This window comes from Streptomyces flaveus (assembly GCF_014647675.1).
In the GTDB taxonomy this organism is placed as follows: domain Bacteria; phylum Actinomycetota; class Actinomycetes; order Streptomycetales; family Streptomycetaceae; genus Streptomyces; species Streptomyces flaveus.
This window is the reverse complement of the sequence record NZ_BMPQ01000033.1, coordinates 65714-90721: the sequence shown is the minus strand read 5'-3', so window position 1 is coordinate 90721 and position 25008 is coordinate 65714. Positions and strand designations below refer to the sequence as shown.

At 70.6% G+C, this 25008-nt stretch carries 23 protein-coding genes; 8 read left to right on the top strand and 15 right to left on the bottom strand.

The features are described 5' to 3' along the window. Positions 1 to 22: 22 nt before the first annotated feature. On the bottom strand, positions 23 to 2548 hold the full coding sequence (locus tag IEZ21_RS39150; protein WP_033329255.1) for an ATP-dependent Clp protease ATP-binding subunit: 2526 nt from the start codon (positions 2546 to 2548) through the stop codon (positions 23 to 25). A 433-nt stretch (positions 2549 to 2981) separates the two neighbouring features. Between IEZ21_RS39150 and IEZ21_RS39145 the strand changes: the two genes are divergently transcribed. After that, the gene (locus IEZ21_RS39145; RefSeq protein WP_189326581.1) at positions 2982 to 3563 is read left to right on the top strand and encodes an SCO3374 family protein; all 582 of its coding nucleotides are present in this window, start codon (positions 2982 to 2984) and stop codon (positions 3561 to 3563) included. Here the strand turns inward: IEZ21_RS39145 and IEZ21_RS39140 are convergent. From IEZ21_RS39140 to IEZ21_RS39095, 10 genes are all read right to left on the bottom strand, one after another. Continuing rightward, complete coding sequence (locus IEZ21_RS39140) at positions 3542 to 3877, bottom strand: histone-like nucleoid-structuring protein Lsr2 (protein ID WP_033329257.1); 336 nt, start codon at positions 3875 to 3877, stop codon at positions 3542 to 3544. The two genes, IEZ21_RS39145 and IEZ21_RS39140, sit on opposite strands and share 22 nt — an antisense overlap. Before the next feature lie 239 nt (positions 3878 to 4116). Continuing rightward, positions 4117 to 4689, bottom strand: coding sequence for an amino-acid N-acetyltransferase (locus IEZ21_RS39135; RefSeq protein ID WP_033329258.1), 573 nt, complete (start codon positions 4687 to 4689; stop codon positions 4117 to 4119). Between the two features lie 9 nt (positions 4690 to 4698). Continuing rightward, on the bottom strand, positions 4699 to 5151 hold the full coding sequence (locus tag IEZ21_RS39130) for a BlaI/MecI/CopY family transcriptional regulator (protein ID WP_246568613.1): 453 nt from the start codon (positions 5149 to 5151) through the stop codon (positions 4699 to 4701). 121 nt (positions 5152 to 5272) lie between these two features. Beyond that, a complete protein-coding gene (locus IEZ21_RS39125) occupies positions 5273 to 5464 on the bottom strand; it encodes a hypothetical protein (RefSeq protein ID WP_033329260.1) in 192 nt (63 codons plus the stop codon). A 50-nt stretch (positions 5465 to 5514) separates the two neighbouring features. Continuing rightward, entirely contained in the window at positions 5515 to 6141 is a 627-nt protein-coding gene (locus IEZ21_RS39120; protein WP_189326579.1) for a hypothetical protein, read from the bottom strand. Positions 6142 to 6454: 313 nt separating this feature from the next. Continuing rightward, a complete protein-coding gene (locus IEZ21_RS39115; protein WP_033321657.1) occupies positions 6455 to 7252 on the bottom strand; it encodes a type III pantothenate kinase in 798 nt (265 codons plus the stop codon). 9 nt (positions 7253 to 7261) lie between these two features. After that, a complete protein-coding gene (gene nadC / locus IEZ21_RS39110; RefSeq protein ID WP_189326578.1) occupies positions 7262 to 8266 on the bottom strand; it encodes a carboxylating nicotinate-nucleotide diphosphorylase in 1005 nt (334 codons plus the stop codon). Beyond that, positions 8263 to 9993: an L-aspartate oxidase gene (locus IEZ21_RS39105; RefSeq protein WP_189326577.1), complete on the bottom strand. Its 1731-nt coding sequence runs from the start codon at positions 9991 to 9993 to the stop codon at positions 8263 to 8265. Before IEZ21_RS39105 ends, nadC begins: the two co-directional genes overlap by 4 nt. After that, positions 9990 to 10982 (bottom strand): pantoate--beta-alanine ligase, encoded by a 993-nt coding sequence (gene panC / locus IEZ21_RS39100; RefSeq protein WP_189326576.1) that lies wholly within the window; start codon positions 10980 to 10982, stop codon positions 9990 to 9992. The genes IEZ21_RS39105 and panC overlap by 4 nt, the downstream gene beginning before the upstream one ends. Further along, positions 10979 to 11923 carry a Rossmann-like and DUF2520 domain-containing protein gene (locus tag IEZ21_RS39095; RefSeq protein ID WP_189326575.1) on the bottom strand — a complete coding sequence of 315 codons (945 nt, stop codon included), beginning with the start codon at positions 11921 to 11923 and terminating at the stop codon, positions 10979 to 10981. Before IEZ21_RS39095 ends, panC begins: the two co-directional genes overlap by 4 nt. Before the next feature lie 157 nt (positions 11924 to 12080). Between IEZ21_RS39095 and IEZ21_RS39090 the strand changes: the two genes are divergently transcribed. Then, positions 12081 to 13268 carry a threonine aldolase family protein gene (locus IEZ21_RS39090; RefSeq protein WP_189326574.1) on the top strand — a complete coding sequence of 396 codons (1188 nt, stop codon included), beginning with the start codon at positions 12081 to 12083 and terminating at the stop codon, positions 13266 to 13268. Positions 13269 to 13277: 9 nt separating this feature from the next. On the opposite strand, the gene IEZ21_RS39085 is transcribed toward IEZ21_RS39090, so the two are convergent. Both IEZ21_RS39085 and IEZ21_RS39080 read right to left on the bottom strand, forming a co-directional pair. Further along, a complete protein-coding gene (locus IEZ21_RS39085; protein WP_033321663.1) occupies positions 13278 to 13949 on the bottom strand; it encodes a response regulator transcription factor in 672 nt (223 codons plus the stop codon). 86 nt (positions 13950 to 14035) lie between these two features. Continuing rightward, a complete protein-coding gene (locus tag IEZ21_RS39080) occupies positions 14036 to 15235 on the bottom strand; it encodes a sensor histidine kinase (protein ID WP_033321664.1) in 1200 nt (399 codons plus the stop codon). Between the two features lie 118 nt (positions 15236 to 15353). On the opposite strand from IEZ21_RS39080, the gene IEZ21_RS39075 reads away from it, so the two are divergent. Then, entirely contained in the window at positions 15354 to 16523 is a 1170-nt protein-coding gene (locus IEZ21_RS39075; protein ID WP_189326573.1) for an SAM-dependent methyltransferase, read from the top strand. Here the strand turns inward: IEZ21_RS39075 and IEZ21_RS39070 are convergent. Beyond that, positions 16488 to 17639 (bottom strand): NADH-quinone oxidoreductase subunit D, encoded by a 1152-nt coding sequence (locus IEZ21_RS39070; RefSeq protein WP_189326572.1) that lies wholly within the window; start codon positions 17637 to 17639, stop codon positions 16488 to 16490. The two genes, IEZ21_RS39075 and IEZ21_RS39070, sit on opposite strands and share 36 nt — an antisense overlap. 31 nt (positions 17640 to 17670) lie before the next feature. Between IEZ21_RS39070 and IEZ21_RS39065 the strand changes: the two genes are divergently transcribed. Continuing rightward, complete coding sequence (locus IEZ21_RS39065) at positions 17671 to 18189, top strand: PH domain-containing protein (protein WP_189326571.1); 519 nt, start codon at positions 17671 to 17673, stop codon at positions 18187 to 18189. Continuing rightward, on the top strand, positions 18186 to 19520 hold the full coding sequence (locus tag IEZ21_RS39060; protein ID WP_189326570.1) for a PH domain-containing protein: 1335 nt from the start codon (positions 18186 to 18188) through the stop codon (positions 19518 to 19520). Before IEZ21_RS39065 ends, IEZ21_RS39060 begins: the two co-directional genes overlap by 4 nt. A gap of 112 nt (positions 19521 to 19632) precedes the next feature. Here IEZ21_RS39060 and IEZ21_RS39055 read toward each other — a convergent pair whose 3' ends face one another. After that, positions 19633 to 21117 carry a coiled-coil domain-containing protein gene (locus IEZ21_RS39055; RefSeq protein ID WP_189326569.1) on the bottom strand — a complete coding sequence of 495 codons (1485 nt, stop codon included), beginning with the start codon at positions 21115 to 21117 and terminating at the stop codon, positions 19633 to 19635. A gap of 305 nt (positions 21118 to 21422) precedes the next feature. On the opposite strand from IEZ21_RS39055, the gene IEZ21_RS39050 reads away from it, so the two are divergent. The 3 genes from IEZ21_RS39050 (at position 21423) to IEZ21_RS39040 (ending at position 24776) form a co-directional block, all read left to right on the top strand. Continuing rightward, positions 21423 to 23264 (top strand): phosphatidylglycerol lysyltransferase domain-containing protein, encoded by a 1842-nt coding sequence (locus IEZ21_RS39050; protein ID WP_189326568.1) that lies wholly within the window; start codon positions 21423 to 21425, stop codon positions 23262 to 23264. Positions 23265 to 23370: 106 nt separating this feature from the next. Then, the gene (gene folP / locus IEZ21_RS39045) at positions 23371 to 24249 is read left to right on the top strand and encodes a dihydropteroate synthase (RefSeq protein WP_189326567.1); all 879 of its coding nucleotides are present in this window, start codon (positions 23371 to 23373) and stop codon (positions 24247 to 24249) included. Further along, entirely contained in the window at positions 24246 to 24776 is a 531-nt protein-coding gene (locus tag IEZ21_RS39040) for a nuclear transport factor 2 family protein (RefSeq protein WP_189326566.1), read from the top strand. Before folP ends, IEZ21_RS39040 begins: the two co-directional genes overlap by 4 nt. Positions 24777 to 25008 lie beyond the last annotated feature (232 nt).

Genomic DNA, 25008 nt, shown 5'->3' with positions numbered 1-25008 from the left:
TCTGCGGCTCGACCCCGGAGGGTCAGGCCTCCTTGCTCAGGTTGGGACCAGCCCCACCAGCGGCCTGCTCGATCGGCGGGACGTCCGGCAGCGCAGCCTTCTCCTCGCCGCGGAAGGTGAAGGTCTTGGTCTCGCCCTCGCCCTCCGTGTCGACGACCACGATGTGGCCGGGACGCAGCTCGCCGAAGAGGATCTTCTCCGACAGGCTGTCCTCGACCTCACGCTGGATCGTGCGACGCAGCGGACGCGCGCCGAGCACGGGGTCGTAACCCTTCTTGGCCAGCAGCTCCTTCGCGGACTGGGAGAGCTCGATGCCCATGTCCCGGTCCTTGAGGCGCTCGTCCACCTTGCCGATCATCAGGTCGACGATCCGCAGGATGTCCTCCTGGGTCAGCTGCGGGAAGACGACGACATCGTCGACGCGGTTGAGGAACTCGGGCCGGAAGTGCTGCTTCAGCTCGTCCGAGACCTTGTTCTTCATGCGCTCGTAGTTGGACTTCTTGTCGCCCGAGGCCGCGAAGCCCAGGTTGAAGCCCTTGGAGATGTCCCGCGTGCCGAGGTTGGTCGTCATGATGATGACCGTGTTCTTGAAGTCCACGACCCGGCCCTGGGAGTCGGTCAGACGACCGTCCTCCAGGATCTGCAGCAGCGAGTTGAAGATGTCCGGGTGGGCCTTCTCGACCTCGTCGAACAGGACGACCGAGAACGGCTTGCGGCGGACCTTCTCCGTGAGCTGACCGCCCTCTTCGTAGCCCACGTAGCCGGGGGGCGAACCGAAGAGACGCGAGACCGTGTGCTTCTCGCTGAACTCCGACATGTCGAGGGAGATCAGCGCGTCCTCGTCACCGAAGAGGAACTCGGCGAGCGCCTTGGACAGCTCGGTCTTACCGACACCGGACGGACCGGCGAAGATGAACGAACCACCGGGACGCTTCGGGTCCTTCAGACCGGCACGCGTACGACGGATCGCCTTCGACAGCGCCTTGACGGCGTCGACCTGGCCGATGACCCGCTTGTGGAGCTCGTCCTCCATGCGGAGCAGTCGGCTGGACTCCTCCTCGGTCAGCTTGAAGACCGGGATGCCGGTGGCCGTGGCGAGGACCTCGGCGATCAGCTCGCCGTCGACCTCGGCGACGACGTCCATGTCGCCGGCCTTCCACTCCTTCTCCCGCTTGGCCTTGGCGGCCAGGAGCTGCTTCTCCTTGTCGCGGAGAGAGGCGGCCTTCTCGAAGTCCTGCGAGTCGATCGCGGACTCCTTGTCGCGGCGCACGCCGGCGATCTTCTCGTCGAACTCGCGGAGGTCCGGCGGCGCGGTCATCCGGCGGATACGCATCCGGGAACCGGCCTCGTCGATCAGGTCGATCGCCTTGTCCGGCAGGAAGCGGTCCGAGATGTACCGGTCGGCCAGCGTCGCGGCCTGGACGAGGGCCTCGTCGGTGATCGAGACGCGGTGGTGCGCCTCGTACCGGTCGCGCAGGCCCTTGAGGATCTCGATGGTGTGCGGCAGCGACGGCTCCGCGACCTGGATGGGCTGGAAGCGGCGCTCGAGCGCGGCGTCCTTCTCCAGGTGCTTGCGGTACTCGTCGAGCGTGGTGGCACCGATGGTCTGGAGCTCACCGCGGGCCAGCATCGGCTTCAGGATCGAAGCGGCGTCGATGGCGCCCTCGGCGGCACCCGCACCGACCAGCGTGTGCAGCTCGTCGATGAACAGGATGATGTCGCCGCGGGTGCGGATCTCCTTGAGCACCTTCTTCAGGCGCTCCTCGAAGTCACCGCGGTAGCGGGAGCCGGCGACCAGCGCGCCCAGGTCGAGGGTGTAGAGGTGCTTGTCCTTGAGGGTCTCGGGCACCTCGCCCTTGACGATGGCCTGTGCCAGGCCCTCGACGACGGCGGTCTTGCCGACGCCGGGCTCGCCGATGAGCACGGGGTTGTTCTTCGTACGACGGGACAGCACCTGCATGACCCGCTCGATCTCCTTCTCGCGCCCGATGACCGGGTCGAGCTTGGACTCACGAGCGGCCTGGGTGAGGTTCCGGCCGAACTGGTCGAGGACCAGGGACGTCGAGGGGGTGCCCTCGGCAGGCCCACCAGCGGCGGCGGTCTCCTTGCCCTGGTAGCCGGAGAGCAGCTGGATGACCTGCTGCCGCACCCGGTTGAGATCTGCGCCCAGCTTGACCAGGACCTGGGCGGCGACGCCCTCGCCCTCACGGATCAGGCCGAGCAGGATGTGCTCCGTGCCGATGTAGTTGTGGCCCAGCTGAAGGGCCTCGCGGAGCGACAGCTCCAGGACCTTCTTGGCACGGGGGGTGAAGGGGATGTGCCCGGACGGGGCCTGCTGCCCCTGCCCGATGATCTCCTCCACCTGCTGGCGGACCGCCTCGAGCGAAATCCCGAGGCTCTCCAGGGCCTTAGCGGCGACACCCTCACCCTCGTGGATCAGGCCCAGGAGGATGTGCTCGGTGCCGATGTAGTTGTGGTTGAGCATCCGGGCTTCTTCCTGAGCCAGGACGACAACCCGCCGCGCGCGGTCGGTGAACCTCTCGAACATCGTTAATCGCTCCTCAGAGCGGTCAGGCAGTAAGGGGACGCTCCCCTCCCTGTCCTTCCGCAGCTTAGTCCCGCAAGCGGGGACCGCTCATTCCATCTGCCGACACCCGTCCCTGGCCTCCCAATCGCCGAACGCCGACATCTGCTCCAACTCAAGCGTGCGAGACGATGTTCCCGCAGGCCAGGCAGATACCCTCACCACCTGTACGCCGATGGCGAACGTGAGATGCCCGAGCCTTGCGTGTCGCCCCTTCCCACTAGGGATGTCTTACCCGTACGTACTGACAGTCCATGCCGCGCGCACCCATTCCCTCCGCTATGGGCGAACATCCTTGCGCCGCCGAGCGCTTCCACACGCCCCCGTTTTGGACACACAGTGCGCACGCACGAACACCTGGCGTAACTCGAAGCCCGTTTTGGCGGTTGCTCCTGGCATGGTCCCCACCATTCCCCTCCCTCGCAGGCCACTGGACACCGACGATCAGATGCGCCATTGGTACGAGAACGAACTGGGCTGGGCGACAGTGCCCGGACCTCCCGTCGAGCTGCTGACGGGCCTGCGCTTCGACGTCCTGGAGGTGCCCGCGGAAGCGGGTTACGCGGCGCTGCGGCATCTGAGGCCGGGTTCTCCGGTGGCCGTGCGGGCGGACCGGATGCGGCTGCTGGTGGCCGCGGGAAGCGCGGACGAGCTGCCGGGGCTGCTCGACTGGCTGGAGTGGGGATCTCTCGCGCTGGACATCAGGGCGATCGGCGCGGGCGGGCGCATCGAGGCGCCGCTGCCGCGAAATACACGGAGCACGCGAACCAGCACGATGGACGGCTCGCAGGGGGCCGCCGTCTGGCTGCGGCCCCCAGAGCCGGACTGCGAGGTGGAGCCTGCGTTGCCGACACTGTCGGCGCTCGGCGGGGGCGGTGGGGGCGCCCCCGATCTCGTACGACTCGTGGACACGATGGCAACGCAGTGCCACCGGATCCGCCTGCGGCAAGGTCGCTCTCAGGCGTTGGCCTTCTCGTAAGCCTCGCGAATGGACGCCGGAACACGGCCGCGGTCATTGACCTCGTAACCGTTCTCCTTCGCCCAGGCGCGGATCTGCGCGGTGTCCTGACTCCCACCGGAAGTGACGCGCGCCTTGCCACGCCCCCCGGAGGCACGGCCTCCGGTACGACGGCCGCTCTTCACGAAGGGCTCGAGAAGGCCACGGAGCTTGTCCGCATTGGCAGTCGTGAGATCGATCTCGTACGTCTTGCCGTCCAGCGCGAACGTCACGGTCTCGTCCGCCTCGCCACCGTCGAGGTCGTCGACAAGAAGGACCTGAACCTTCTGTGCCACCGGATTTCCTTTCATCGATAACTTCAGGGCCGAGGGTCCGCGGCGGATGCCGCTGTTTCATGCCCCCTGTTATATGCACTACTGCAGTACGTCCGAAAGCAAACCGCTTTTGCTGGAAAAACACAAACCCCTGGGAGAGACCGGGAGAGACCGACCCGACCTGAGAAGACCGAAAACGTGCGCGTTTCGGACATAGAACCCTCGGGCAAGGGGTGCCGGGCGTATTCCTTCGCCGACGATCACAGATGCAGAAGCATCCGGCTGTTGCCCAAGGTGTTCGGTTTCACTCGTTCGAGACCGAGGAACTCTGCCACACCCTCGTCATAGGAACGCAGTAGCTCGGCGTAGACCTCGGGGTCGACGAGTGTCTCACCGATCTCCACGAAGCCGTGCTTCGCGAAGAAGTCGGCTTCGAAGGTCAGGCAGAATACCCGGCGAACACCGAGCCAGCGGGCGGTTTCCAGCAACTTCCCCAGCAACTGATGGCCGACGCCGGCGCCCTTGAGCGCGGGATCCACCGCGAGAGTACGGACTTCCGCGAGGTCTTCCCACATCACGTGCAGTGCGCCGCAGCCGACCACCTCGGACCTTGGGCCGGCATCACTCGACCCGGCATCACTTGAGACGGCATCCCGTTCCGCGACCCAGAACTCCTGGATGTCCTCGTAAAGCGTCACCGTCGCTTTGTCGAGCAGGATGCCGCCGCGGACGTACGCGTCAAGGAGGCGGCGTACCGCGGGGACATCGCTGGTCCTGGCGCGGCGGACGGTGAGGGCTTTACCGGTGGTGACTTCGGGCTGCTCTGCTGGCATGACCGGACGTTATCGCCCGGTGTCGCCCTTGGTGGCGGCGGGGTTCTCACCCGTGGTGTTCTGGCCGGTCGCCGTTTCGCCCGAGGAGGTTTCGCGGGCCACGCTTTCGCCGGTCGCCGTTTCGCCCGTCGCGGTTTCGGGGCCTTCCACGATGCGGAGGGCGTCGCGCAGTGCCGCCCGCTGTTCCGGGGACATCATGCCGAAGAAGGCGACGAGCGCGGCGGCCTGGTTGTCGCTCTGTGACCAGGCTTCGTTCATCAGGGCTGCCGCGTAGGCGGCGCGGGTGGAGACCGCCTCATATCGATAGGCCCGGCCTTCCGCTTCGCGACGCACCCAGCCCTTCTGATGGAGATTGTCCAAAACGGTCATCACCGTGGTGTACGCGATGGACCGTTCCTGCTGAAGATCTTCCAGAACTTCTCGAACGGTCACCGGGCGGTTCCACTTCCACACCCGCGACATGACCGCGTCTTCGAGTTCTCCCAAGGGGCGAGGCACGCTTAGCACCCTAGTGGGATATTTCAGTCACGGCATGGCGAACGTAGCTTTGATGAGCATTTGGCCACAAAAGTGGCGTACGAGTTCAGGCGCCGGTGGTGCGATCGCGTTCGCCGGAGGCCTGGCGGGTGTTCTCGGCGCGCGCGAGGGCGGCGTCGACGACCGCGTCCTCCTTGGCCTTGTTGGCACCGCCCTGGGTCTTCACGATCGTCACGATCAGACCGGTGAAGAACACAGCCATCACTACGGGGGGCAGAAGCGCGGAGACGTAGTCCATGCCTTTCAGAGTAGCCACGGTGTCGGGACGGGCCGATCGGGGGCCGTGGCCTACACGGCCGTGAGCTGCTGTGGGGGCTTGGCCGGTGGGGTGGGTGGCTTGCGCCTGGGCGGGAAGACCTCGCCCGGGGTGGGGATGGGACGGTTCGGGTGCGCGGGTTTGGGGGCGCGCTGCGGCTCGGTCTTCGGCTTCGGCTGGGGGGCGGGCTTTCCCGCCGGCTTCTTTTCGGGGTCCTCGGCTCCTGCACGCGTGCGCGTGCGGACGTTTGCGGCGAGGCCGCCGGGGAGGGCCGTCAGGTTGGGGCGCCGTGCCGCTCGGTTTCCGCGGGCCAGGAGGGTGGCCGCCACGGGGTTGCCGCGCAGGGCGCGCAGAGCGGAGAGGTCGGCGGGCTCCGGGCGGTACCCGGCACTGAGCGCCTCTTCCAGGAGCGTCAGGTACCTGGCTGCGGCGCCGGGCAGCGCCGCGCGATACCGGGCAAGGTCGGCCAGCAGAAAGGCGCGCAGCCGGGCGCCCTCGCGGGCCGCCTCGTCGACGGACTCGGCCAGGCGGAGACAGTCCTGGACCTCCTCGGCCGAAACGGGGGTGGGGTGAAGGGCGAGGGCGAGCGCACGGCGGAGCACACACAGCTCCTCCGCGCCGAACGCCATGCCGCCGCGGGATCCGTAAGGCGTGGGCATGCGGCGACGATACGCGCTAATCAGACAAAATGGGGTAGAACGCCTCCGGCGGTTGGGCCGGTTGAGTTCGCGGTTTGGTGCGGGTTCGTTGTGGCTGGTCGCGCCCACGCGGCGGAGCCGCAAATCGATACAGCCCCGCGCCCCTAAAAAGCCTGCGGCTTCCCGCGCCCCGAGGAGCCTGGGCCCCGCACAAGCCCGGGCCTGGGAAAGTCCGCACCCCCTCCCACCCAAGGGGCGCGGGGAACTGCGCGACCAGCCACACTCAACCTGCAGCCGACAACGAACCCAACCGCCCAACCGCCGGAGGCAAGCGTCACGTCCGCGAGACGTTCCGCTCATACACCAGCCGTAGCCCGATCAACGTGAGCCAGGGCTCATGCTCGTCGATGACCGAGGATTCGCCCAGAACCATCGGCGCGAGCCCACCCGTCGCGATGACCGTGACGTCATCCGGGTCGTCGGCCAGTTCGCGGGCCACCCGGTTCACGACGCCGTCGACCTGGCCGGCGAAACCGTAGATGATGCCCGACTGCATGGCCTCGACGGTGTTCTTGCCGATCACGCTGCGCGGCCGGGCCACCTCGATCTTGCGGAGCTGGGCGCCCCGGACGCCGAGTGCCTCGACCGAGATCTCGATGCCGGGGGCGATCACACCGCCCACGTACTCCCCGCGCGCACTGACGGCGTCGAAGGTCGTCGCCGTACCGAAGTCGACGACGATCGCGGGGCCGCCGTAGAGCTCGACGGCGGCGACCGCGTTGATGATGCGGTCCGCGCCGACCTCCTTGGGGTTGTCCATCAGGATCGGTACGCCCGTCTTGACGCCGGGCTCGACCAGGATGGCGGGGACGTCGCCGTAGTAGCGGCGGGTCACCTCGCGCAGCTCGTGCAGGACGGAGGGGACTGTGGCGCAGATGGCGATGCCGTCGATGCCGTCGCCCAGTTCGTCGCCGAGCAGCGGGTGCATGCCCATGAGGCCCTGCAACAGCACCGCCAGCTCGTCGGCCGTGCGGCGCGCGTCCGTCGAGATGCGCCAGTGCTCGACGATGTCGTCGCCGTCGAAGAGGCCGAGGACGGTGTGGGTGTTGCCCACGTCGATGGTCAGCAGCATGGCCCGTACCTACTCCGCCGCTCGCAGGTCGAGGCCGATGTCGAGGATCGGCGAGGAGTGGGTGAGGGCGCCCACGGCGAGGTAGTCGACGCCGGTGCGCGCGTACGCCGCCGCGTTGTCCAGGGTGAGGCGGCCCGAGGCTTCCAGGTACGCGCGGCCGTCGACGAGGGCCACGGCCTCCTCGCACTGGCTGGGCGTGAAGTTGTCCAGGAGGATCAGGTCGGCGCCCGCGTCCAGGACCTCGCGGAGCTGGTCCAGGGTGTCGACCTCGACCTCGATCGGTACGTCCGGGAAGGTCTCGCGTACGGCCTTGAAGGCCTGGGCGACGCCGCCCGCGGCGACCACGTGGTTGTCCTTGACCAGGGCCGCGTCCGAGAGGGACATGCGGTGGTTGACGCCACCGCCGCAGCGCACCGCGAACTTCTCCAGGGAGCGCAGTCCGGGCGTGGTCTTACGGGTGTCGCGTACGCGTGCCTTCGTGCCCTGAAGAACGTCCGCCCACGCGCGCGTGGCGGTCGCGATGCCGGAGAGGCGGCACAGGAGGTTCAGGGCGCTGCGTTCGGCCGTCAGGAGGTCGCGGGTGCGGCTGGTGATGCTCAGGAGCTTCTGGCCTGCCGCCACGCGGTCGCCGTCGTCGACGTGGCGCTCGACCTCGAACTCGTCCGTGCAGACCACCGAGACGACCGCCTCGGCGATCCTCAGGCCCGCCACGACGCCCGCTTCACGGGCTGTGAAGTCGGCGGTGGAGACGTCCTCTTCGGGGATGGTCGCGACCGTGGTGACGTCCACGCCGTGGTCGAGGTCCTCCTCGATGGCGAGGTGCGCGATGTCCTCCACCTCGACGGGGTCGAGTCCGGCGTCGGCGAGGAGTGCCGCGAGGGCCGGGTCGAGGCCGCACTCCAGGGGGTCGAGGTCGTAGTCCTCTTCGGCACCTGCGGCACCGCAGCCGCAGCCGTCGCCACAGCCACCGCTGGAGAGGAGGGGAAGATCGGGGGTGCTGCTCACTGCTGTCACTGCTCCTGAGGGCTGGGTGCCGGGCGGGGCTGCCGGGTCGGGGGGAAGTCTGGTGTGTCGGTGGTGTGTACGGCGAGGGTTCGGTCCGGATTCAGCCGTACGACGATGTGGCGGGACCAGTCGGTGTCGTCGCGGTCGGCGTGGTCCTCGCGCCAGTGGCAGCCGCGGGTCTCCTCGCGCAGACGGGCGGCGGCGACCAGGACGCGGGCCACGCACAGGAGGTTGGTGGACTCCCAGGTGTCGACGCCGGGCTCGGCCGTCTTGCCGTTCTCGGCGAGCGCGTCGCGGGCGTCGGAGTGCAGCTGCTCGAGGCGGCCGGCCGCCCGCTCCAGGGACTCGGCGGACCGCAGCACACCGGCGCCGTCGCTCATGACCCGCTGGATCGCGAACCGCGCCTCGGAGTCGAGGAGCGGGTGGACGGGCTGCTCCGGGTAGGCGACCGGCGCGGGCACGCGCGCGTAGAGGCGGTTTTCCTCGCGGCGCGTGGCGATGTCGGCGGCGATGCGCTCGGCGTAGACCAGGCCCTCCAGGAGGGAGTTGGAGGCGAGCCGGTTGGCGCCGTGTACACCGGTGCAGGCGACCTCACCGCACGCGTACAGGCCGGGGACCGTCGTACGGCCCTGAGAATCCGTACGGACGCCTCCGGAGGCGTAGTGGGCGGCCGGGGCGACCGGGACGGGCTCGGTGACCGGGTCGATGCCGTGGGCGCGGCAGGCGGCGAGGATCGTGGGGAAGCGGTGCTCCCACATGGCGGCGCCGAAGTGCCGCGCGTCCAGGTACATGTGCTCGGCGCCCTGCTCCTGCATGCGGCGCATGATGCCCTTGGCGACGATGTCGCGGGGCGCCAGCTCGGCCAGTTCGTGCTGCCCCTGCATGAAGCGCACGCCGTCCGCGTCGACGAGGTGGGCCCCCTCGCCCCGTACCGCCTCGGAGACCAGCGGCTGCTGGCCCTCGGCGTCCGGGCCGAGGAACAGCACGGTCGGGTGGAACTGCACGAACTCCAGGTCGCTGACCTCGGCCCCGGCGCGCAGGGCGAGCGCGACGCCGTCTCCGGTGGACACGGACGGGTTGGTGGTCGCCGAGAAGACCTGGCCCATGCCGCCGGTGGCGAGGACCACGGCGGGCGCGTGAACGGCTCCCACGCCGTCGTGCTGGCCCTCGCCCATGACGTGCAGCGTGACGCCCGCTGTGCGGCCGTCGGCGTCCGTCAGCACGTCCAGGACCAGGGCGTTCTCGATCGTACGCAACCCACGCGCGCGTACCGCCTCGACGAGGGCCCGGGAGATCTCGGCGCCGGTCGCGTCGCCGCCCGCGTGGGCGATACGGCGGCGGTGGTGGCCGCCCTCGCGGGTGAGCTCCAGGTCGCCCTGCTCGGACTCGTCGAAGTGCGCGCCGGTCGCGATGAGGCGGCGTACGGCGTCGGGCCCCTCGGTGACGAGGAGGCGTACGGCCTGCTCGTCGCACAGGCCCGCGCCCGCCACCAGCGTGTCGTCGAGGTGCTGCTCGGGGGTGTCGCCCTCACCGAGGGCCGCGGCTATGCCGCCCTGCGCCCAGCGTGTGGAGCCGTCGTCGAGCATGGCCTTGGTGACGACGACGGTCCGCAGGCCCGCGGCGTCGCAGCGCAGGGCCGCGGTGAGTCCGGCGACTCCGGAGCCGACGACCACGACGTCGGCTGCGATGAACCAGCCGGGGGCGGGCGCGTGCAGACGTATGCCTGTGCTGGTCACGGGGCGGCTCCGAAGGTCAGCGGAATGTTGTCGATCAACCGGGTCGTCCCGACCCGGGCGGCGACGGCGAGGACCGCCTCGCCGGTGTGGTCGTCCGGGATCTCGGTGAAGTCGGACGGGTCGACCAGCGCCAAGTAGTCCAGGGCGAGCGGGGGTTGCATACGGGCGGCGTCGTCGAGGACGAGGCGGGCGGCGGCCCGGACCGCGGCGGGGCCGCCCGGCACCGCTTTGGCGACGGCGTGCGCGTCGGCCGCCGCGCGGGACTCACCGATGGCGCTGAGGGCCTCGGCACGCGCGCGCGTGGCGGGCACTTCACGGGCACGCGCGCGCAGGGCCTCCTGTGCGGCGTGCCGGTCGCTGCCCGCGAACAGGGCCTGGGAGAGGGCGAGCGCGGTGCGGCGCTCGGCGGCCGAGAGGTAGCGGTTGCGGCTGGACAGGGCGAGGCCGTCCTCCTCGCGCACCGTCGGTACGCCGACGATCTCGACCCCGAAGTTCAGGTCGCGCACCATGCGGCGGATCAGGGCGAGTTGCTGGGCGTCCTTCTGCCCGTACAGCGCCACATCGGGCCGGGTGAGGTGCAGCAGCTTGGCGACGACGGTGAGCATGCCGTCGAAGTGTCCGGGCCGCGAGGCGCCTTCAAGGCGCTCGCCCATGGGGCCCGCACTGATACGGACCTGGGGTTCGCCGCCCGGATAGACCTCGTCCGCGAAGGGGGCGAACACGACGTCCGCGCCCGCCTGTTCGGCGAGCTTGACGTCGGCGTCCAGGGTGCGCGGGTAGCGGTCGAGGTCCTCGCCCGCGCCGAACTGGAGGGGGTTCACAAAGACCGTGACGACGACCTCTCCGTCGCCGCCCGCGGTCTCGCGGGCGGTGCGGATCAGCGTCGCGTGGCCCTCGTGCAGGGCGCCCATGGTCATCACGACGGCGCGGCGGCCGGTGCGCACGCGCGCGTGGAGCTCGTCAGCGGTGCGCAGCAGGGCGATGGTCATCGGGCGTCCCCCTCGGTGCCGTCGGTCCCGTCTGCCGGTACTCCGTCTGCCAGTACCCCGAGAAGGTCCTGTGCGAGCTCCGGCTTGAGAAGTCCGTGGGCGAGGGCCCGGTCGGCGGTCGCGCGGGCCATCGCCAGATAGCCGGCGACGGTCTGCGGGGCGTGCTTGCGCAACTCCGTGACGTGCGCGGCGACCGTGCCCGCGTCACCGCGCGCGACGGGTCCTGTGAGGGCCGCGTCGCCCGACCTGAGGGCGTTGTCCAGAGCGGCACCGAGCAGCGGGCCCAGCATCCGGTCGGGGGCCTCGACTCCCGCCGTACGCAACAGTTCCATGGACTCGGCGACCAGGGTCACCAGGTGGTTGGCGCCGAGGGCGAGGGCCGCGTGGTAGAGGGGACGGGCGGCCTCGGCGATCCACTCGGGCTCGCCGCCCATCTCGATGACCAGTGCCTCGGCGGCCAGCCGCAGCTCCTCGGGCGCGGTGACCCCGAAGGAGCACCCCGCCAGCCGCTGTACGTCCACAGGAGTGCCGGTGAACGTCATCGCGGGATGCAGCGCCAGCGGCAGCGCACCGGCCCGCAGCGCGGGGTCCAGGACCTTCGCGCCGTATCGCCCGGAGGTGTGCACGAGCAGTTGCCCGGGCCGCACCGCCCCCGTCTCGGCCAGCCCCTCCACCAGCCCTGGCAGGGCGTCGTCCGGGACCGTCAGGAGCACCAGGTCGGCACGCTCCATGACCTGCGCGGGCGTCACCAGCGGCACGTCGGGCAGCAGTTGCGCCGCACGTCGTACGGAGGCGTCGGAGACTCCGGAGACGGCCACCGGCCGATGCCCGGCGAGCTGGAGCGACGCGGCAAGAGCGGGCCCCACGCGGCCGGCACCGACGACGCCGATGGTGAGCCGCGCGGGGCGATCTTTGGGGTCTGGTTGTGGGACTGTACTCACTCGACGGCGGCCTTCCGTTCCAGTCCGCTCGGGGTACCGGACGATTTCTCGTCATGTTAACGCGATCGGTTCCGGCGCCGTTTTGTTGTCCACAGGCTGTGGGAAATTGCGGGAAATTCGCATGCCGGGCCGACACCGGGCCCGGCATGATCCAGGAATGAGTGATTCGGCGCAGCAGGACGAGGATCAGTCGGCCGAGCAGGGTGAGGAACACTCCCCGGAGCAGAAGCGGGCGCGGCGCTGGGCCGCCGCCCGAGGGGCCGAACGGACACTGTGGCGGCCCGGTTTCCACTTCACGGTCGGCGAGCGGCTGGAGCGGCTGACCGACGTGGCAGCCCAGGTGTACGACCTGGACCAGCCGGTGGACATGTACGGCGACGGGATCGTCGAGACCGTGGAGAAGCGGGTCGCGGGCCTCCTCGGCAAGGAGGCCGCCGCCTTCTTCCCCTCGGGCACGATGGCCCAGCAGGTCGCCCTGCGCTGCTGGGCGGGCCGTACGGGGAACACGACCGTGGCGATGCATCCGCTCTCCCACCCCGAGTTGTACGAACGGCATGCGTTCAGCACGGTCAGCGACCTGCGGATCATCCATCCGACGCATGAGCCACGGCTGCCGTCCGCCGCAGAGATACGCGACCTGGAGGAGCCCTTCGGGGCGCTGCTGCTCGAACTGCCCCTGGTGGGGGCCGGTTTCGTCCTGCCCACCTGGGAGGAGCTCTCCGAGGTGGCGGAAGCGGCGCGTGAACGGGACGCCGTGGTGCACTTCGACGGAGCCCGCCTGTGGGAGTGCACCAAGCACTTCGGCCGCCCCCTGGACGAGATCGCGGGTCTCGCGGACAGCGTCTACGTGTCGTTCTACAAGTCGCTCGACGGAATCGGCGGCGCCGCCCTCGCGGGCCCGAAGACGCTGATCGAGGAGGCGAAGGCCTGGCGGCACCGGTACGGCGGGCAGATCCTCCAGCAGTTCCCGACGGCCCTGTCCGTGCTGATCGGCCTGGACAGGGAGCTGCCCCGGCTGCCGGAATACGTGGCCCACGCGCGCGTGGTCGCCGCGGCGCTGCGCGAGGGCTTCGCCGCGGCCGGGGTCCCCTGGGTGCGCGTCCACCCGGAGGAGCCGCACACGCACCAGTTCCAGCTCTGGCTGCCGTACGAGGCCGACGCCCTGACCGACGCGGGGATGCTTCAGGCCGAGGAGACGAAGACCTCGTTGTTCCCGCTGCGCTGGTCACGGGGTGGACCGGGCCTGGCCTACACGGAGGTCACGGTGGCCGGGCCGGGGCTGGAGTGGACGGCGGAGGACGTCAGGACGGCCGTAGCCGACTTCGTGGCGCGGCTGCCCGGCTGACGAGCCCGCTCAGCCCTGCCCGCCCGCCCGTACAAGCCCCGTCTCGTACGCCAGAACCACCACCTGCACCCGGTCCCGCAGCCCCAGCTTGGTGAGGATGCGCCCCACGTGCGTCTTGACCGTCGCCTCCGAGAGGACGAGCCGGGCCGCGATCTCGCCGTTCGACAGGCCCTGCGCGACCAGGATCATCACCTCGCGCTCGCGGTCGGTGAGCCGTTCCAGCCCCTGGTGCTGGGGCTCCTTGCCGGCGCTCGGCAGCATCGGCGCGAACCGGTCGAGGAGACGGCGGGTCGTGGACGGTGCGACCACCGCGTCACCGCTGTGCACGGAGCGGATGGCGGCGAGGAGTTCGCCGGGCGGCACGTCCTTGAGCATGAAACCGGAGGCGCCCGCCTTCAGCCCGGAGAAGGCGTACTCGTCGAGGTCGAAGGTGGTCAGGATCAGTACCTTCGGCGGGTCGGGCTCCGAGCAGATACGGCGGGTCGCCTCGACGCCGTCCAGCTTCGGCATGCGTACGTCCATGAGGACCACGTCGACGTCGGTCGAGCGCAGCACCTGGAGGGCCTCGACACCGTCGCCCGCTTCCGCGACGACCTCCATGTCCGGCTGGGCGGCGAGCACCATCCGGAATCCGGTGCGCAACAGCACCTGGTCGTCGACGAGCATCACGCGGATCGGCATTCCTGGGTCCTCCGGTCGGATCATGGGCGGGCTGTGCGGGGTGGTCGGTGCGTGGGCGATCGGTCGACGGATGGAGCGTGCACGTGTCAGTTGGCGGGCTTCAGCGGGAGCAGTGCGCTGATCCGGAAGCCGCCGCCCGGGCGCGGCCCCGCGTCCAGGGTGCCGCCGACCATACCGACACGCTCACGCATACCGATCAGACCGTGTCCCCGGCCGTCGGCGCCACCGTCCTCGTACAACTCGTGCGGGGCGCCCTTCCCGTCGTCCTCGACAAGCAGCCCCAGGCCGTCGTCGAAGTAGACCAGGCGCACGCTCGCGCCCGCGTTCGGCCCCCCGTGCTTACGCGTGTTGGTGAGCGCCTCCTGCACGATGCGGTACGCGGTGAGCTCGACGCCGCTCGGCAGCGGTCGCGGGGTGCCCTCGATCTTGTAGTCGACGGGGAGACCGGCCGTACGGACCTCTTCGATGAGGTCGTCGAGTTGGTCGACGTCGGGCTGGGGGACGTACTCGCCGCTCTCCTGGTGCTCGCCGGTGCGCAGCACGCCGAGCAGCCGGCGCATCTCGGCGAGGGCCTGACGGCCTGTTCCGGAGATGGTCTCCAGGGCCTTCTTGGCCTGGTCGGGGGCGGTGTCCAGGACGTACGCGGCACCGTCCGCCTGCACCACCATCACCGACACGTTGTGCGCGACCACGTCGTGCAGCTCGCGGGCGATCCGGGCCCGCTCGGCGGCGACCGCGACCTTGGACTGCGCCTCACGCTCCCGCTCCAGCCGGGCGGCGCGCTCCTCCAGCTGAGAGAGGTAGGCGCGGCGGGTGCGGACCGAGTCGCCGAGGACCCAGGCGAGCGCGAAGGGAACTGTCTGGAAGGTCACTATGGCGATGCTGCTCCCGACGCCCTGCTCCGACGTCCAGCGCAGTTGTGCCAGGGGGGCGGCGCACAGGCCTGCGGTCAACGCGATCCGGGAGGACCAGCGGGCGCCGTCCGCCGCGACCGTGTAGATGATCACCAGGAAGGCGAAGTTGGCGGGCAGCGTCCCGACATCCGCGATCAGCTGCGCCAGGCCGACCACCATCGCCAGGATCAGCATCTTCTCCGGCATACGGCGGCGCAGCGCGACCACCAGGCTCAGCAGGATCATGACCGGAACCGTGACGGCCGGGAGATCGGCCCCCCGGGCCTCCTCCGTGATCGATCCGCCCAGCACCGAAATCCCGAGCAGGAGGACGGCCCAGAAGCTGTCGACCCACGTCGGGTGTATGCGGAGGAGTTCATAGAGGCGCTGCACGTAACCCAGCGTAGGGAAGGGTGCAGTGTGCAGGGGTCAACCGGAGGGCCGATCCGCGACCACCGTACGTACTCCCCAAGGTGGAGACCTGCTGATTCCCGGCGCTTAGCCTGGCCCCGTGGGACAAGCCGTGAGACAAGACGCACACGAGGCGGCGGGTGGCCGGCGCGGGTGGCGGCAGGCCGCCGAGGAAGCCCTGTACGGGCCTTCCGGGTTCTATCGCCGTCCCGAGGGGCCCGCGGGTCATTTCCGTACCTCGGTGCACGCCTCGCCGCTGTTCGCGGGGGCTGTGGCCCGGCTCCTGTGCCGGGTCGACGAGGCGCTCGGCCGGCCCGCCGAGCTGGCTTTCGTCGACATGGGCGCTGGCCGCGGCGAGCTGGTGACCGGCGTCCTGGAGGCGCTGCCCACCGAAGTGGCCTCCCGCGCGCGCGGGTACGCCGTCGAACGCGCCGACCGGCCCACCGCCCTCGATCACCGGATCGAGTGGCGCGCGGAGCCTCCGGCGGGGGTCACGGGGCTGCTGTTCGCGAACGAGTGGCTGGACAACGTGCCCCTGGACGTGGCCGAGGCGGACGCCGACGGAGTACCGAGGCTGGTCCTCGTACGGGAGGACGGCACCGAATCCCTCGGGGAGCCGCTCTCCGGAGCGGAAGCGGAATGGCTGGCGCGGTGGTGGCCGCTCCCTGAAGGTCAGCGTCCCGAAGCAAATGAAGCAAGCGGCGAAACAAATCAGCATCCCGAAGGGCTGCGTGCCGAAATCGGCCTCCCCAGGGATGCCGCCTGGGCATCCGCCGTGACCACCCTCGCCCGGGGTCTCGCCGTGGCCGTCGACTACGCCCACCACGCGGACGCGCGCCCACCCTTCGGAACGCTCACCGGCTTCCGTGAGGGCCGCGAGACGGCGCCCGTGCCGGACGGCTCCTGCGACATCACCGCGCACGTGGCCCTGGACGCGTGCGCACTGCCCGGAGCCCGGCTGCTGACCCAGCGGGACGCCCTGCGCGCCCTGGGCGTGAGCGGCGGCCGTCCGCCGTTATCGCTGGCCTCCACGAACCCGACGGCGTACGTACGGGCCCTCGCCGGCGCGGGCGAGGCCGCCGAGCTCACCGCTCCCGGCGGGCTCGGCGACTTCGGCTGGCTCGTGCAGCCGGTTGGAATTCCGAACCCACTGCCCGAGCCGATGCCCGATCCGCCGCCCGGCGAAAACAGCCCTCTACGGAGAGCGCAAAGGGCACAGAGAGCCGGGGAAGCCCTACTTGTCGATGTCCCCGACCACGAAGAACAGTGACCCCAAGATCGCCACCATGTCCGCGACCAGCGTGCCCGGCAGCAGCTCGGTGAGCGCCTGGATGTTGTTGTACGAGGCCGAGCGCAGCTTCAGCCGGTACGGGGTCTTGTCGCCCTTGCTGACGAGGTAGTAGCCGTTGATGCCGAGCGGGTTCTCGGTCCAGGCGTACGTGTGGCCCTCCGGGGCCTTGAGCACCTTCGGGAGCCGCTGGTTGATCGGCCCGGGCGGCAGCGACGCGAGCCGGTCCAGGCAGGCGTCTGCGAGGTCCAGGGAGTTGTGGGTCTGCTCCAGGAGGACCTCGAAGCGGGCGAGACAGTCGCCCTCCTGCCGGGTGACCACCTTCAGGACGTCGCCCAGTTCCCCGTACGCCAGGTACGGCTCGTCGCGGCGCAGGTCGAAGTCGACGCCGGAGGCGCGGGCGAGGGGACCGCTCACTCCGTAGGCGTGCACCGTCTCCGGGGACATCCGGCCCACGTCGCGCGTACGCCCGCGGAAGATCTCGTTGCCGAGCACCAGGTTGTCGTACACGTCCATGCGCGAGCGGACGTCCGCGACGGCCGCACGCGCGCGTGCGGTCCATCCGGCGGGGAGGTCCTCCTTGAGGCCGCCGACGCGGTTGAACATGTAGTGCATGCGCCCGCCGGAGATCTCCTCCATGACGGCCTGGAGCTCCTCGCGCTCCCTGAAGGCATAGAACACCGGAGTGATTCCGCCCAGCTCGAGCGGGTACGAACCCAGGAACATCAGATGGTTGAGGACACGGTTCAGCTCCGCGAGGAGCGTGCGCATCCACACCGCGCGGGCGGGGACCTCCATGCCGAGCATGCGTTCCACGGCGAGGACGACACCCAGCTCGTTCGAGAAGGCGGAGAGCCAGTCGTGGCGGTTGGCGAGCACGATGATCTGGCGGTAGTCGCGCGCCTCGAAGAGCTTCTCCGCGCCGCGGTGCATATAGCCGATGACCGGCTCCGCGTGCTGGATCCGCTCGCCGTCCAGCACGAGCCTGAGGCGCAGTACACCGTGGGTGGACGGGTGCTGGGGGCCGATGTTGAGCACCATGTCGGTGCTCTCCGCGGCGCCGCCGATGCCGACCGTGGTCTCCGACGTAGGAGTCATGGGAACAGTGTCTCGTACGTACGCTTGCGGCATGGAGACGGGGAGTACGGGGATCATGGGCGCCACCGGGAACACCGAGTCCGAGCCCGAGCCGGTGTGGACCGGCCTGCCGCCGGGACTGCTGCGAATGCGCCGGCTGCTGCTCGGCGTCTGGCTGGTGCCGCTGACGCTCGGTACGGGGCTGCCGCTCGGTCTGCTCGCCGGGCCCGGCTGGGCGGCGTTCGCGCTGCTGCCGCTGGCGCTGCTGCTGTGGGGCTGGCCGATGCTGGGGCGCAACTGGGAGTCCTGGCGGTACGCGGAGCGCGCGGACGACCTGCTGATCAGCCGGGGTGTGCTGTGGCGTGAGGAGACGGTCGTGCCGTACGGGCGCATGCAGCTGGTCGAGGTGAACTCGGGTCCCGTCGAGCGGCACTTCGGGCTGGCGAGCGTGCAGTTGCACACGGCCGCCGCGGCGACGGACGCGCGCATTCCGGGCCTCGACCCGGCGGAGGCGGAACGGCTGCGGGACCGGCTCACGGAGCTGGGCGAGGCCAGATCGGCGGGGTTGTGACGACTTCCGACGTCGAGCGCGACATACGCCAGGTGAAGCCCGTGACGGAGCGGCGGTTGCATCCCGTGACGCCGCTGCGCCGCGCCTGGGCGCCGATCGCCGTGATCGCCGGCTGGGCGGTGCACGACCCCGACCAGACACAGCGGCAGCTGACCCGGCTGACGACCTCCACCCTGCTGATCGCGATCGCCATCGTCATTCCGGCCGCCGCCCTGTACGGCTTTCTGACCTGGTGGTTCACCCACTTCGCGGTGACCGACACCGAACTGCGCATCCGTACCGGCCTGTTGTTCCGGCGCAGCGCGCACATCCGGCTCGACCGGCTCCAGGCCGTCGACGTCACCCAGCCGCTGCTGGCCCGCGTCGCGGGCGTCTCCAAACTCAAACTCGACGTCATAGGGACCGACAAGAAGGACGAACTCGCCTTCCTGGGCGAGGACGAGGCCCGTGCGCTACGGGCCGAACTCCTCGCCCGCGCCGCCGGTTTCGCCCCCGAGACGGCGCACGAGGTGGGCGAGGCGCCGGTCCGGCAACTGCTGCATGTACCGGCCCGGGTCCTCGCCGTGTCCCTGGTGCTGACGGGCGCCACCTGGGGTTCGCTGGCCGGCGCGCTCGTCGTACCGCCGCTGGTGTGGTGGGCCTCGCACAGTGTGTGGACGGTCCTCGCGGTCGCGCTGCCGCTGCTCGGCGCGGCGGGCGCGAGCAGCGTGGGGCGCTTCGTCGGCGAGTACGACTGGACCGTGGGCGACTCCCCGGACGGGCTCCGTATCGACCACGGACTGCTCGACCGTACGCACGAGACGGTGCCGCCCGGGCGCGTACAGACCGTCCGCATCGTCGAACCGCTGCTGTGGCGGCGGCGCGGGTGGGTCCGGGTCGAGCTGGACGTGGCGGGTTCGTCCAACTCCGTGCTCGTACCGGTCGCTCCGCGCGAGGTCGCAGAGTCGGTGATCGCGCGGGTGCTGCCGGGGGTGACGGTGCCGGGCTCGCTGTCTCGCCCGCCGCGGCGGGCGGGCTGGTGCATGCCGTTGTGGTGGCGGGGTTACGGGCTCGCCGTCACCGACGCCGTCTTCGCGTCCCGGCACGGGCTGCTGCGCCGCAGCCTCGCGCTCGTGCCGCACGGCAAGGTGCAGAGCGTGCGCCTGGAACAGGGGCCGTGGATGCGCTTCAAGGGGCTGTCCCACATCCACATAGACACCGGCGCCAACAAGACGGTGAGCGCCCGGCTGCGGGACGCCTCTCAGGCAGCGGAGTTGCTGTACGGGCAGGCGGACCGGTCGCGGACGGGGCGGCGGGAGGCTCGGCCGGATCGGTGGATGGCCGGAAGTTGAGCGGTGATGGCCCGAGTCGGGCCGGTGGACGGCTGAGGGCAGTGGCGTGTTGCGTTGCCACTGCCCTCATGAGCTGTTGCCGCTGACGCTCAGGAAACCGCGCTCCTGAGGTTCAGGAAACCGCGCTCCGCAGTTCCGCCACGTCGATCTGCTCCGTCTCGTCGTGCGCGGTCAGGTCGATGACCTGCTGACCGACGCCGCGGGACTCCTCGTCCGCCGGCTTGAACTGCGCCTCGGACTCGGCCTTGTGGAGAGCGAGCGCCTCCTGGCCCACCACGTCGGCGAGATCCTCGTTCTGTACGGCCTCCAGGGCGGCCTCGGACGCCTCCTGCTGCGTACCGAAGAAGTCGAAACCGCCCTCTACGGAGGGCCGCCGTACGGGAGGAGCCGGAGCGACCGCCACGGCCTTGGGCACGGTGAAGTGCCCGGAACCGAGCGCGGGCTTGAGGGCGGGCTTCAGAGCGGCCGCGGTGGTGTCGGACCCGGCGGGCGTCGGTGCGGTCGCGGCGGCCGTGCGCTCATGCCCGCCGACCGCCTCGGGCTTCCCCTGCGTCGCCTCGCCCTCCGTCCCGGCCTCGCCCGTCGCGGGTGCCTTCTTGCGAGCGCCGCCCTTCGGTGAACCGCCCGGCGTGGGCCCGCCCTTACCGGGACCGCCCGCCGGAGGCGCACCCTTGGGCGCACCGGACTTCACGGGGGCACCCTTGGCCGAACCACCCTTCGCGGGGCTGTCCTTCGGCGACTTGCCGGGGCCGGGCTCGTCCGTCGCCGCCGAACTGCTCTCCGTAGAGCCGCTCTTGGGGGACTCGCTCTCTACGGGCGCGTCCTGAGGCTCGTCCTTAGCCGAACCGCTCTCCGCAGAGCCGTCCACCGCGGACGAACCGCTCGCGTCCTCCGAAACGTCCTCGGCCGAACCGTCCTTGGTCGAACCGTCCTCCGCGACCTCGTCCTTCGACGCCCCGTCCGTCCAGGGCGCGCCCTCGGCCACGTGAGCGGCAGCCGCCTGGGCCAGCCGGTCCAACGCCGCGTTGGCCTTCGCGTAGAGCACCGCGGCCGCGGCACGGGCGGCCGGAGCCGGCTCCTCGATCACCTCGGCCACCGGGTCCGCCGAAGCCGCCGCGGGCAGGGCGGCACGAGCCGGAGTCGTCGCCTCTATGGCGAGGCGACGGCGGCTCTCCAGGACGCTGGCCCGCTCCGTCTCCGCCGTGGCGTACCGCCGCAGCAGGGCGGCGTGTTCGTTGCGCAGGCCCTGGAGCTCCGCCCGCTTCTCGCGGAGCCGGTGCTCCAGCTTGGTACGCAGTTCGCGCGACTCGTCGAGGTCGGTCTCGAGCTCGGCGACGCGCTCCTCGTGGCGCCACTCGTCGCTCGCACGCGCGCGCGTGAGGTCCGCGACGCGCTTGCCCGCGGACACGTCCCAGTGGCGCATGACGACCGCGCCCACGACAGCCGTCGCCGCGGCGCCCGCGGCCAGCCCGCGGAGCACCCACGCGTCCGAGAACAACCAGGGCCCGGCGGCACAGACGAGCGAGACGCCTGCGATCGCCGAGGGGGGCAGCAGCCGGTGCAGAGGTGGGGAATGACGGTGACGTCCACGTGGCATGGCCAGAAACTTACCGCGCGTAGGCGAATCTTGGAGCCCCGCCCCGTAAAAACCCAGCCACTCCCGAGGAATGACACCACCTCACCACTCGGCGGTCACGCCAAACAGTCACTCCGGTGACAACAGCACCGCGCAGAGGACCGCGTATGCGCCCGCTGCACCCGCACTCTTGAGACGCGCTTTTGACACGCTTTTCCAGAACCGGATGAACCAGGTCCCTCCCGACACCGTCCTAGAGGGCGCAATGTCGCCGGATGCCGTAAATGGCACTGGTTTCGAAGTCTCTCGCAGAAGTACGGGATGCGATGTCTGTCACGGTTGAAGGGGAAACATCGGCCAAGGCTCCGGACCACCGGAGGGGCCGACTGCGGCGCGTACTGAGCGGTCCACGCCCTGAGACCGTCCCCGCCCTGGTCGCCAGGGCCTGCACCCTCGTGGGGTTCCTGGACATCGCCGCGGGCGTCTTCCCGAGCTTCAGGCACAGCCGTGTGCACACGCTCGCCGAGGTGCTGCCCGGCGCGCTGGGCCCGTTCGCCGCCGCCCTGGCGCTCAGCGCTGGCGTCCTGCTGCTGCTCCTGGCCCACGGTCTGCGCCGCCGCAAGCGCCGGGCCTGGCGGGCCGCCGTGTTCCTCCTGCCGGCCGGTGCCCTCGCGCAGCTGACCTACCGGCACTCCCTCATCGGCGTCCTCGTCTCCCTGGCGCTGCTGGCTCCCCTGCTGCGGCATCGCGGCGAGTTCACGGCGCTGCCCGACCCCCGCAGCCGCTGGCGCGCGCTCACCAACTTCGTTCTCATGGGCGCCGGTTCACTCCTCCTCGGCCTGGTCGTCGTCAGCGCCCACCCGGACCGGATGCTCGGCTACCCGAGCCTGGCGGACCGCATCACCCATGTCGTGTACGGCCTGTTCGGCTTCGAGGGCCCGGTCGGCTACCAGGGCGACACGTCCTGGACGGTGGCCTTCTCACTCGGCGCGCTCGGCCTGTTGACCGCCCTCACCACCATCTACCTGGCATTGCGCCCCGAACACCCCGCCGCACGCCTCACCGAGGACGACGAGGCGCGACTGCGGTCACTCCTGGAGAAGCACGGCGGCCGTGACTCGCTCGGCCACTTCGCGCTGCGCCGCGACAAGGCGGTCGTCTTCTCGCCCAGCGGCAAGGCGGCGGTGACGTACCGCGTCGTCTCCGGGGTGATGCTCGCCAGCGGCGACCCGATCGGCGACGTCGAGGCCTGGCCCGGCGCGATCGAGCGCTTCATGGACGTGGCGAAAACCCACTCCTGGACGCCCGCCGTCATGGGCTGCTCCGAGACGGGCGGCGAGGTCTGGACACGGGAAACCGGCCTCGACGCCCTCGAATTGGGCGACGAGGCGGTGGTGGACGTCGCGGATTTCTCCCTGGCCGGGCGCCCGATGCGAAACGTGCGCCAGATGGTGAAACGCATCGAGCGGGCCGGTTACGAGACCCGGGTACGGCGCGTCCGTGACCTGGGCGAGGGCGAACTGGACCGGATACGCCGCGCCGCTCAGGACTGGCGCGGCACGGACACCGAGCGCGGCTTCTCCATGGCACTGGGCCGCGTCGGCGACCCGGCCGACGGGGACTGTCTGCTCGCCACCGCCCACAAGGCCGACGCCGAACCGGGGCCGTACGGCGATCTGAAGGCCGTACTCCACTTCGTCCCGTGGGGCACCGACGGCGTCTCCCTCGACCTGATGCGCCGCGACCGCGCGGCCGATCCCGGCATGAACGAGCTCCTCATCGTGGCCGCGCTCCAGGCGGCGCCGCGCCTGGGGGTGCGGCGGGTCTCGCTCAACTTCGCGATGTTCCGCGCGGCCCTGGCCCGCGGCGAGAAGATCGGCGCGGGCCCGGTCCTGCGCGCCTGGCGCGGACTGCTGGTGTTCCTCTCCCGCTGGTACCAGATCGAGTCGCTGTACAGGTTCAACGCGAAGTTCCGCCCCCGCTGGGAGCCCCGCTTCGTCGTCTACGGCTCCTCCCGCGACCTGCCGCGCCTCGGCCTTGCGGCCCTGCGGGCGGAGGGTTTCGTGGACCTCCCCCTGCCGCGGGCCCTGCGCCGCAGGACGCCCCCGCCGTGCACACACCGGCTGCCGGAAACCCGCCTGCCGGAACACGGCGTAAGAGCGGTCTAGAGCAGGCCTGAGCGAGGTCCCACTCCCCCCAAGCCCCGGGACCTCGCTCAGGCCACCACTCCCATGGACGAACCCAGCCCTCAACGCGGAGGCCTACGCTGGGCATATGAGCAAGAACAGCGGGCGAGGCCAAGTGTCCGGGCTCCCGGCATGGGACCGGTGCGCCGTCATGGGAGTCGTGAACGTCACCCCCGACTCCTTCTCGGACGGCGGCCGGTGGTTCGACACGACGGCAGCCGTCAAGCACGGCCTCGACCTGGTCGCGGAGGGCGCCGACCTCGTCGACGTGGGCGGCGAGTCCACCCGCCCCGGCGCCACCCGCGTCGACGAGGCCGAGGAACTCAAGCGCGTCATCCCGGTCGTCCGCGGCCTCGCCTCCGAAGGCGTCACCATCTCCGTCGACACCATGCGCTCCTCCGTCGCCGAACGGGCCCTCGCGGCGGGCGCCGCACTTGTCAACGACGTCAGCGGCGGCCTCGCCGACCCCGCGATGATCCCGGTCGTCGCGGACGCCGGCGCGCCCTTCGTGGTCATGCACTGGCGTGGCTTCCTGGAGGGCGGAAACATCCAGGGGAGGTACGAGGACGTCGTCTCCGAAGTCGTCGACGAGCTCCGCGCGCGCGTGGGGGCCGTTCTCGAGGGAGGCATCGCCGCGGACCGCATCGTCGTCGACCCGGGCCTCGGCTTCTCCAAGCAGGCCGAGCACGACCTGACCCTTCTCGCCCACCTCGACCGCCTCCTGGACATCGGCCACCCCGTACTGGTCGCCGCGTCCCGCAAGCGGTTCCTCGGCCGCGTACTGGCGGGCCCGGAAGGCGCCCCGCCGCCCGCCAGGGAACGCGACGCCGCCACCGCCGCCGTCTCCGCGCTCGCCGCCCACCAGGGCGCGTGGGCGGTCCGCGTCCACGAGGTGCGGGCCACCGCCGACGCGGTCCGGGTCGCCCAGGCCGTGGAAGGCGCCCGGGCGGCAGAGGGAGCCCAGTGAGCACACCCCGCACCGACGTCGAAGAGGTCGCCCGCGTCAACACCGCCTTCTACGAAGCGATGGAACGCGGCGACTTCGAAGAGCTGTCGACGCTCTGGCTGGCCCCCATGGACATCGACGGAGCCGAACACACCACGGACACGGACCCCGAGGACCCCGACGAAACCGCCGACCAGGGCGCCGAGGTCTCCTGCGTCCACCCCGGCTGGCCCGTACTGACCGGCCGCGGCGAGGTGCTCCGCTCGTACGCGCTGATCATGGCGAACACCGAGTACATCCAGTTCTTCCTGACGGACGTGCACGTGTCCGTCATCTCCGACACCGCCCTGGTGACCTGCACCGAGAACATCCTCAGCGGCGGCCCGTCCCCGGAGGACAGCGACGAACTGGGACCGCTCGTGGGCCAGCTCGTCGTCGCCACGAATGTGTTCCGCCGCACATCCGACGGCTGGAAGCTCTGGTCGCACCACGCCTCTCCCGTACTGGCCGAATCCGGCGAGGAAGAGACCGACGACTCCCCTTCCTGAGTGGGTAGGGGACACGTAGTGGTTGGGATCGCGGGCCCCTGGGTATGCGCGGCTACCAGCCCGTGAGCCGCCGTGTCCCCACAGAAGAACAGTCGATGAACCCTCCTGGCATGCGCCCGACGCCGAGTCCCCGTGACCGGGCGTTGTCAGTGTTCGCAGGTAGATTCGACTGTGGCTGGTGGGCCGACCGCACATGGCGGTGACCGCCGTTACCGACGACTGCAGGAGTGAT

What these genes read in the sequence shown, in the direction of transcription:
- IEZ21_RS39150 (WP_033329255.1), bottom strand. Translation starts at nt 2,548, where the DNA reads ATGTTCGAGAGGTTCACCGACCGCGCGCGGCGGGTTGTCGTCCTGGCT.
- IEZ21_RS39125 (WP_033329260.1), bottom strand. Translation starts at nt 5,464, where the DNA reads ATGGACTACGTCTCCGCGCTTCTGCCCCCCGTAGTGATGGCTGTGTTC.
- IEZ21_RS39085 (WP_033321663.1), bottom strand. Translation starts at nt 13,949, where the DNA reads ATGCCGATCCGCGTGATGCTCGTCGACGACCAGGTGCTGTTGCGCACC.
- IEZ21_RS39115 (WP_033321657.1), bottom strand. Translation starts at nt 7,252, where the DNA reads ATGCTGCTGACCATCGACGTGGGCAACACCCACACCGTCCTCGGCCTC.
- IEZ21_RS39050 (WP_189326568.1), top strand. Translation starts at nt 21,423, where the DNA reads ATGTCTGTCACGGTTGAAGGGGAAACATCGGCCAAGGCTCCGGACCAC.
- IEZ21_RS39070 (WP_189326572.1), bottom strand. Translation starts at nt 17,639, where the DNA reads ATGACTCCTACGTCGGAGACCACGGTCGGCATCGGCGGCGCCGCGGAG.
- IEZ21_RS39145 (WP_189326581.1), top strand. Translation starts at nt 2,982, where the DNA reads ATGGTCCCCACCATTCCCCTCCCTCGCAGGCCACTGGACACCGACGAT.
- IEZ21_RS39120 (WP_189326579.1), bottom strand. Translation starts at nt 6,141, where the DNA reads ATGCCCACGCCTTACGGATCCCGCGGCGGCATGGCGTTCGGCGCGGAG.
- IEZ21_RS39055 (WP_189326569.1), bottom strand. Translation starts at nt 21,117, where the DNA reads ATGCCACGTGGACGTCACCGTCATTCCCCACCTCTGCACCGGCTGCTG.
- panC (WP_189326576.1), bottom strand. Translation starts at nt 10,982, where the DNA reads ATGACCATCGCCCTGCTGCGCACCGCTGACGAGCTCCACGCGCGCGTG.
- IEZ21_RS39065 (WP_189326571.1), top strand. Translation starts at nt 17,671, where the DNA reads ATGGAGACGGGGAGTACGGGGATCATGGGCGCCACCGGGAACACCGAG.
- IEZ21_RS39090 (WP_189326574.1), top strand. Translation starts at nt 12,081, where the DNA reads ATGAGTGATTCGGCGCAGCAGGACGAGGATCAGTCGGCCGAGCAGGGT.
- IEZ21_RS39135 (WP_033329258.1), bottom strand. Translation starts at nt 4,689, where the DNA reads ATGCCAGCAGAGCAGCCCGAAGTCACCACCGGTAAAGCCCTCACCGTC.
- IEZ21_RS39130 (WP_246568613.1), bottom strand. Translation starts at nt 5,151, where the DNA reads ATGTCGCGGGTGTGGAAGTGGAACCGCCCGGTGACCGTTCGAGAAGTT.
- folP (WP_189326567.1), top strand. Translation starts at nt 23,371, where the DNA reads ATGAGCAAGAACAGCGGGCGAGGCCAAGTGTCCGGGCTCCCGGCATGG.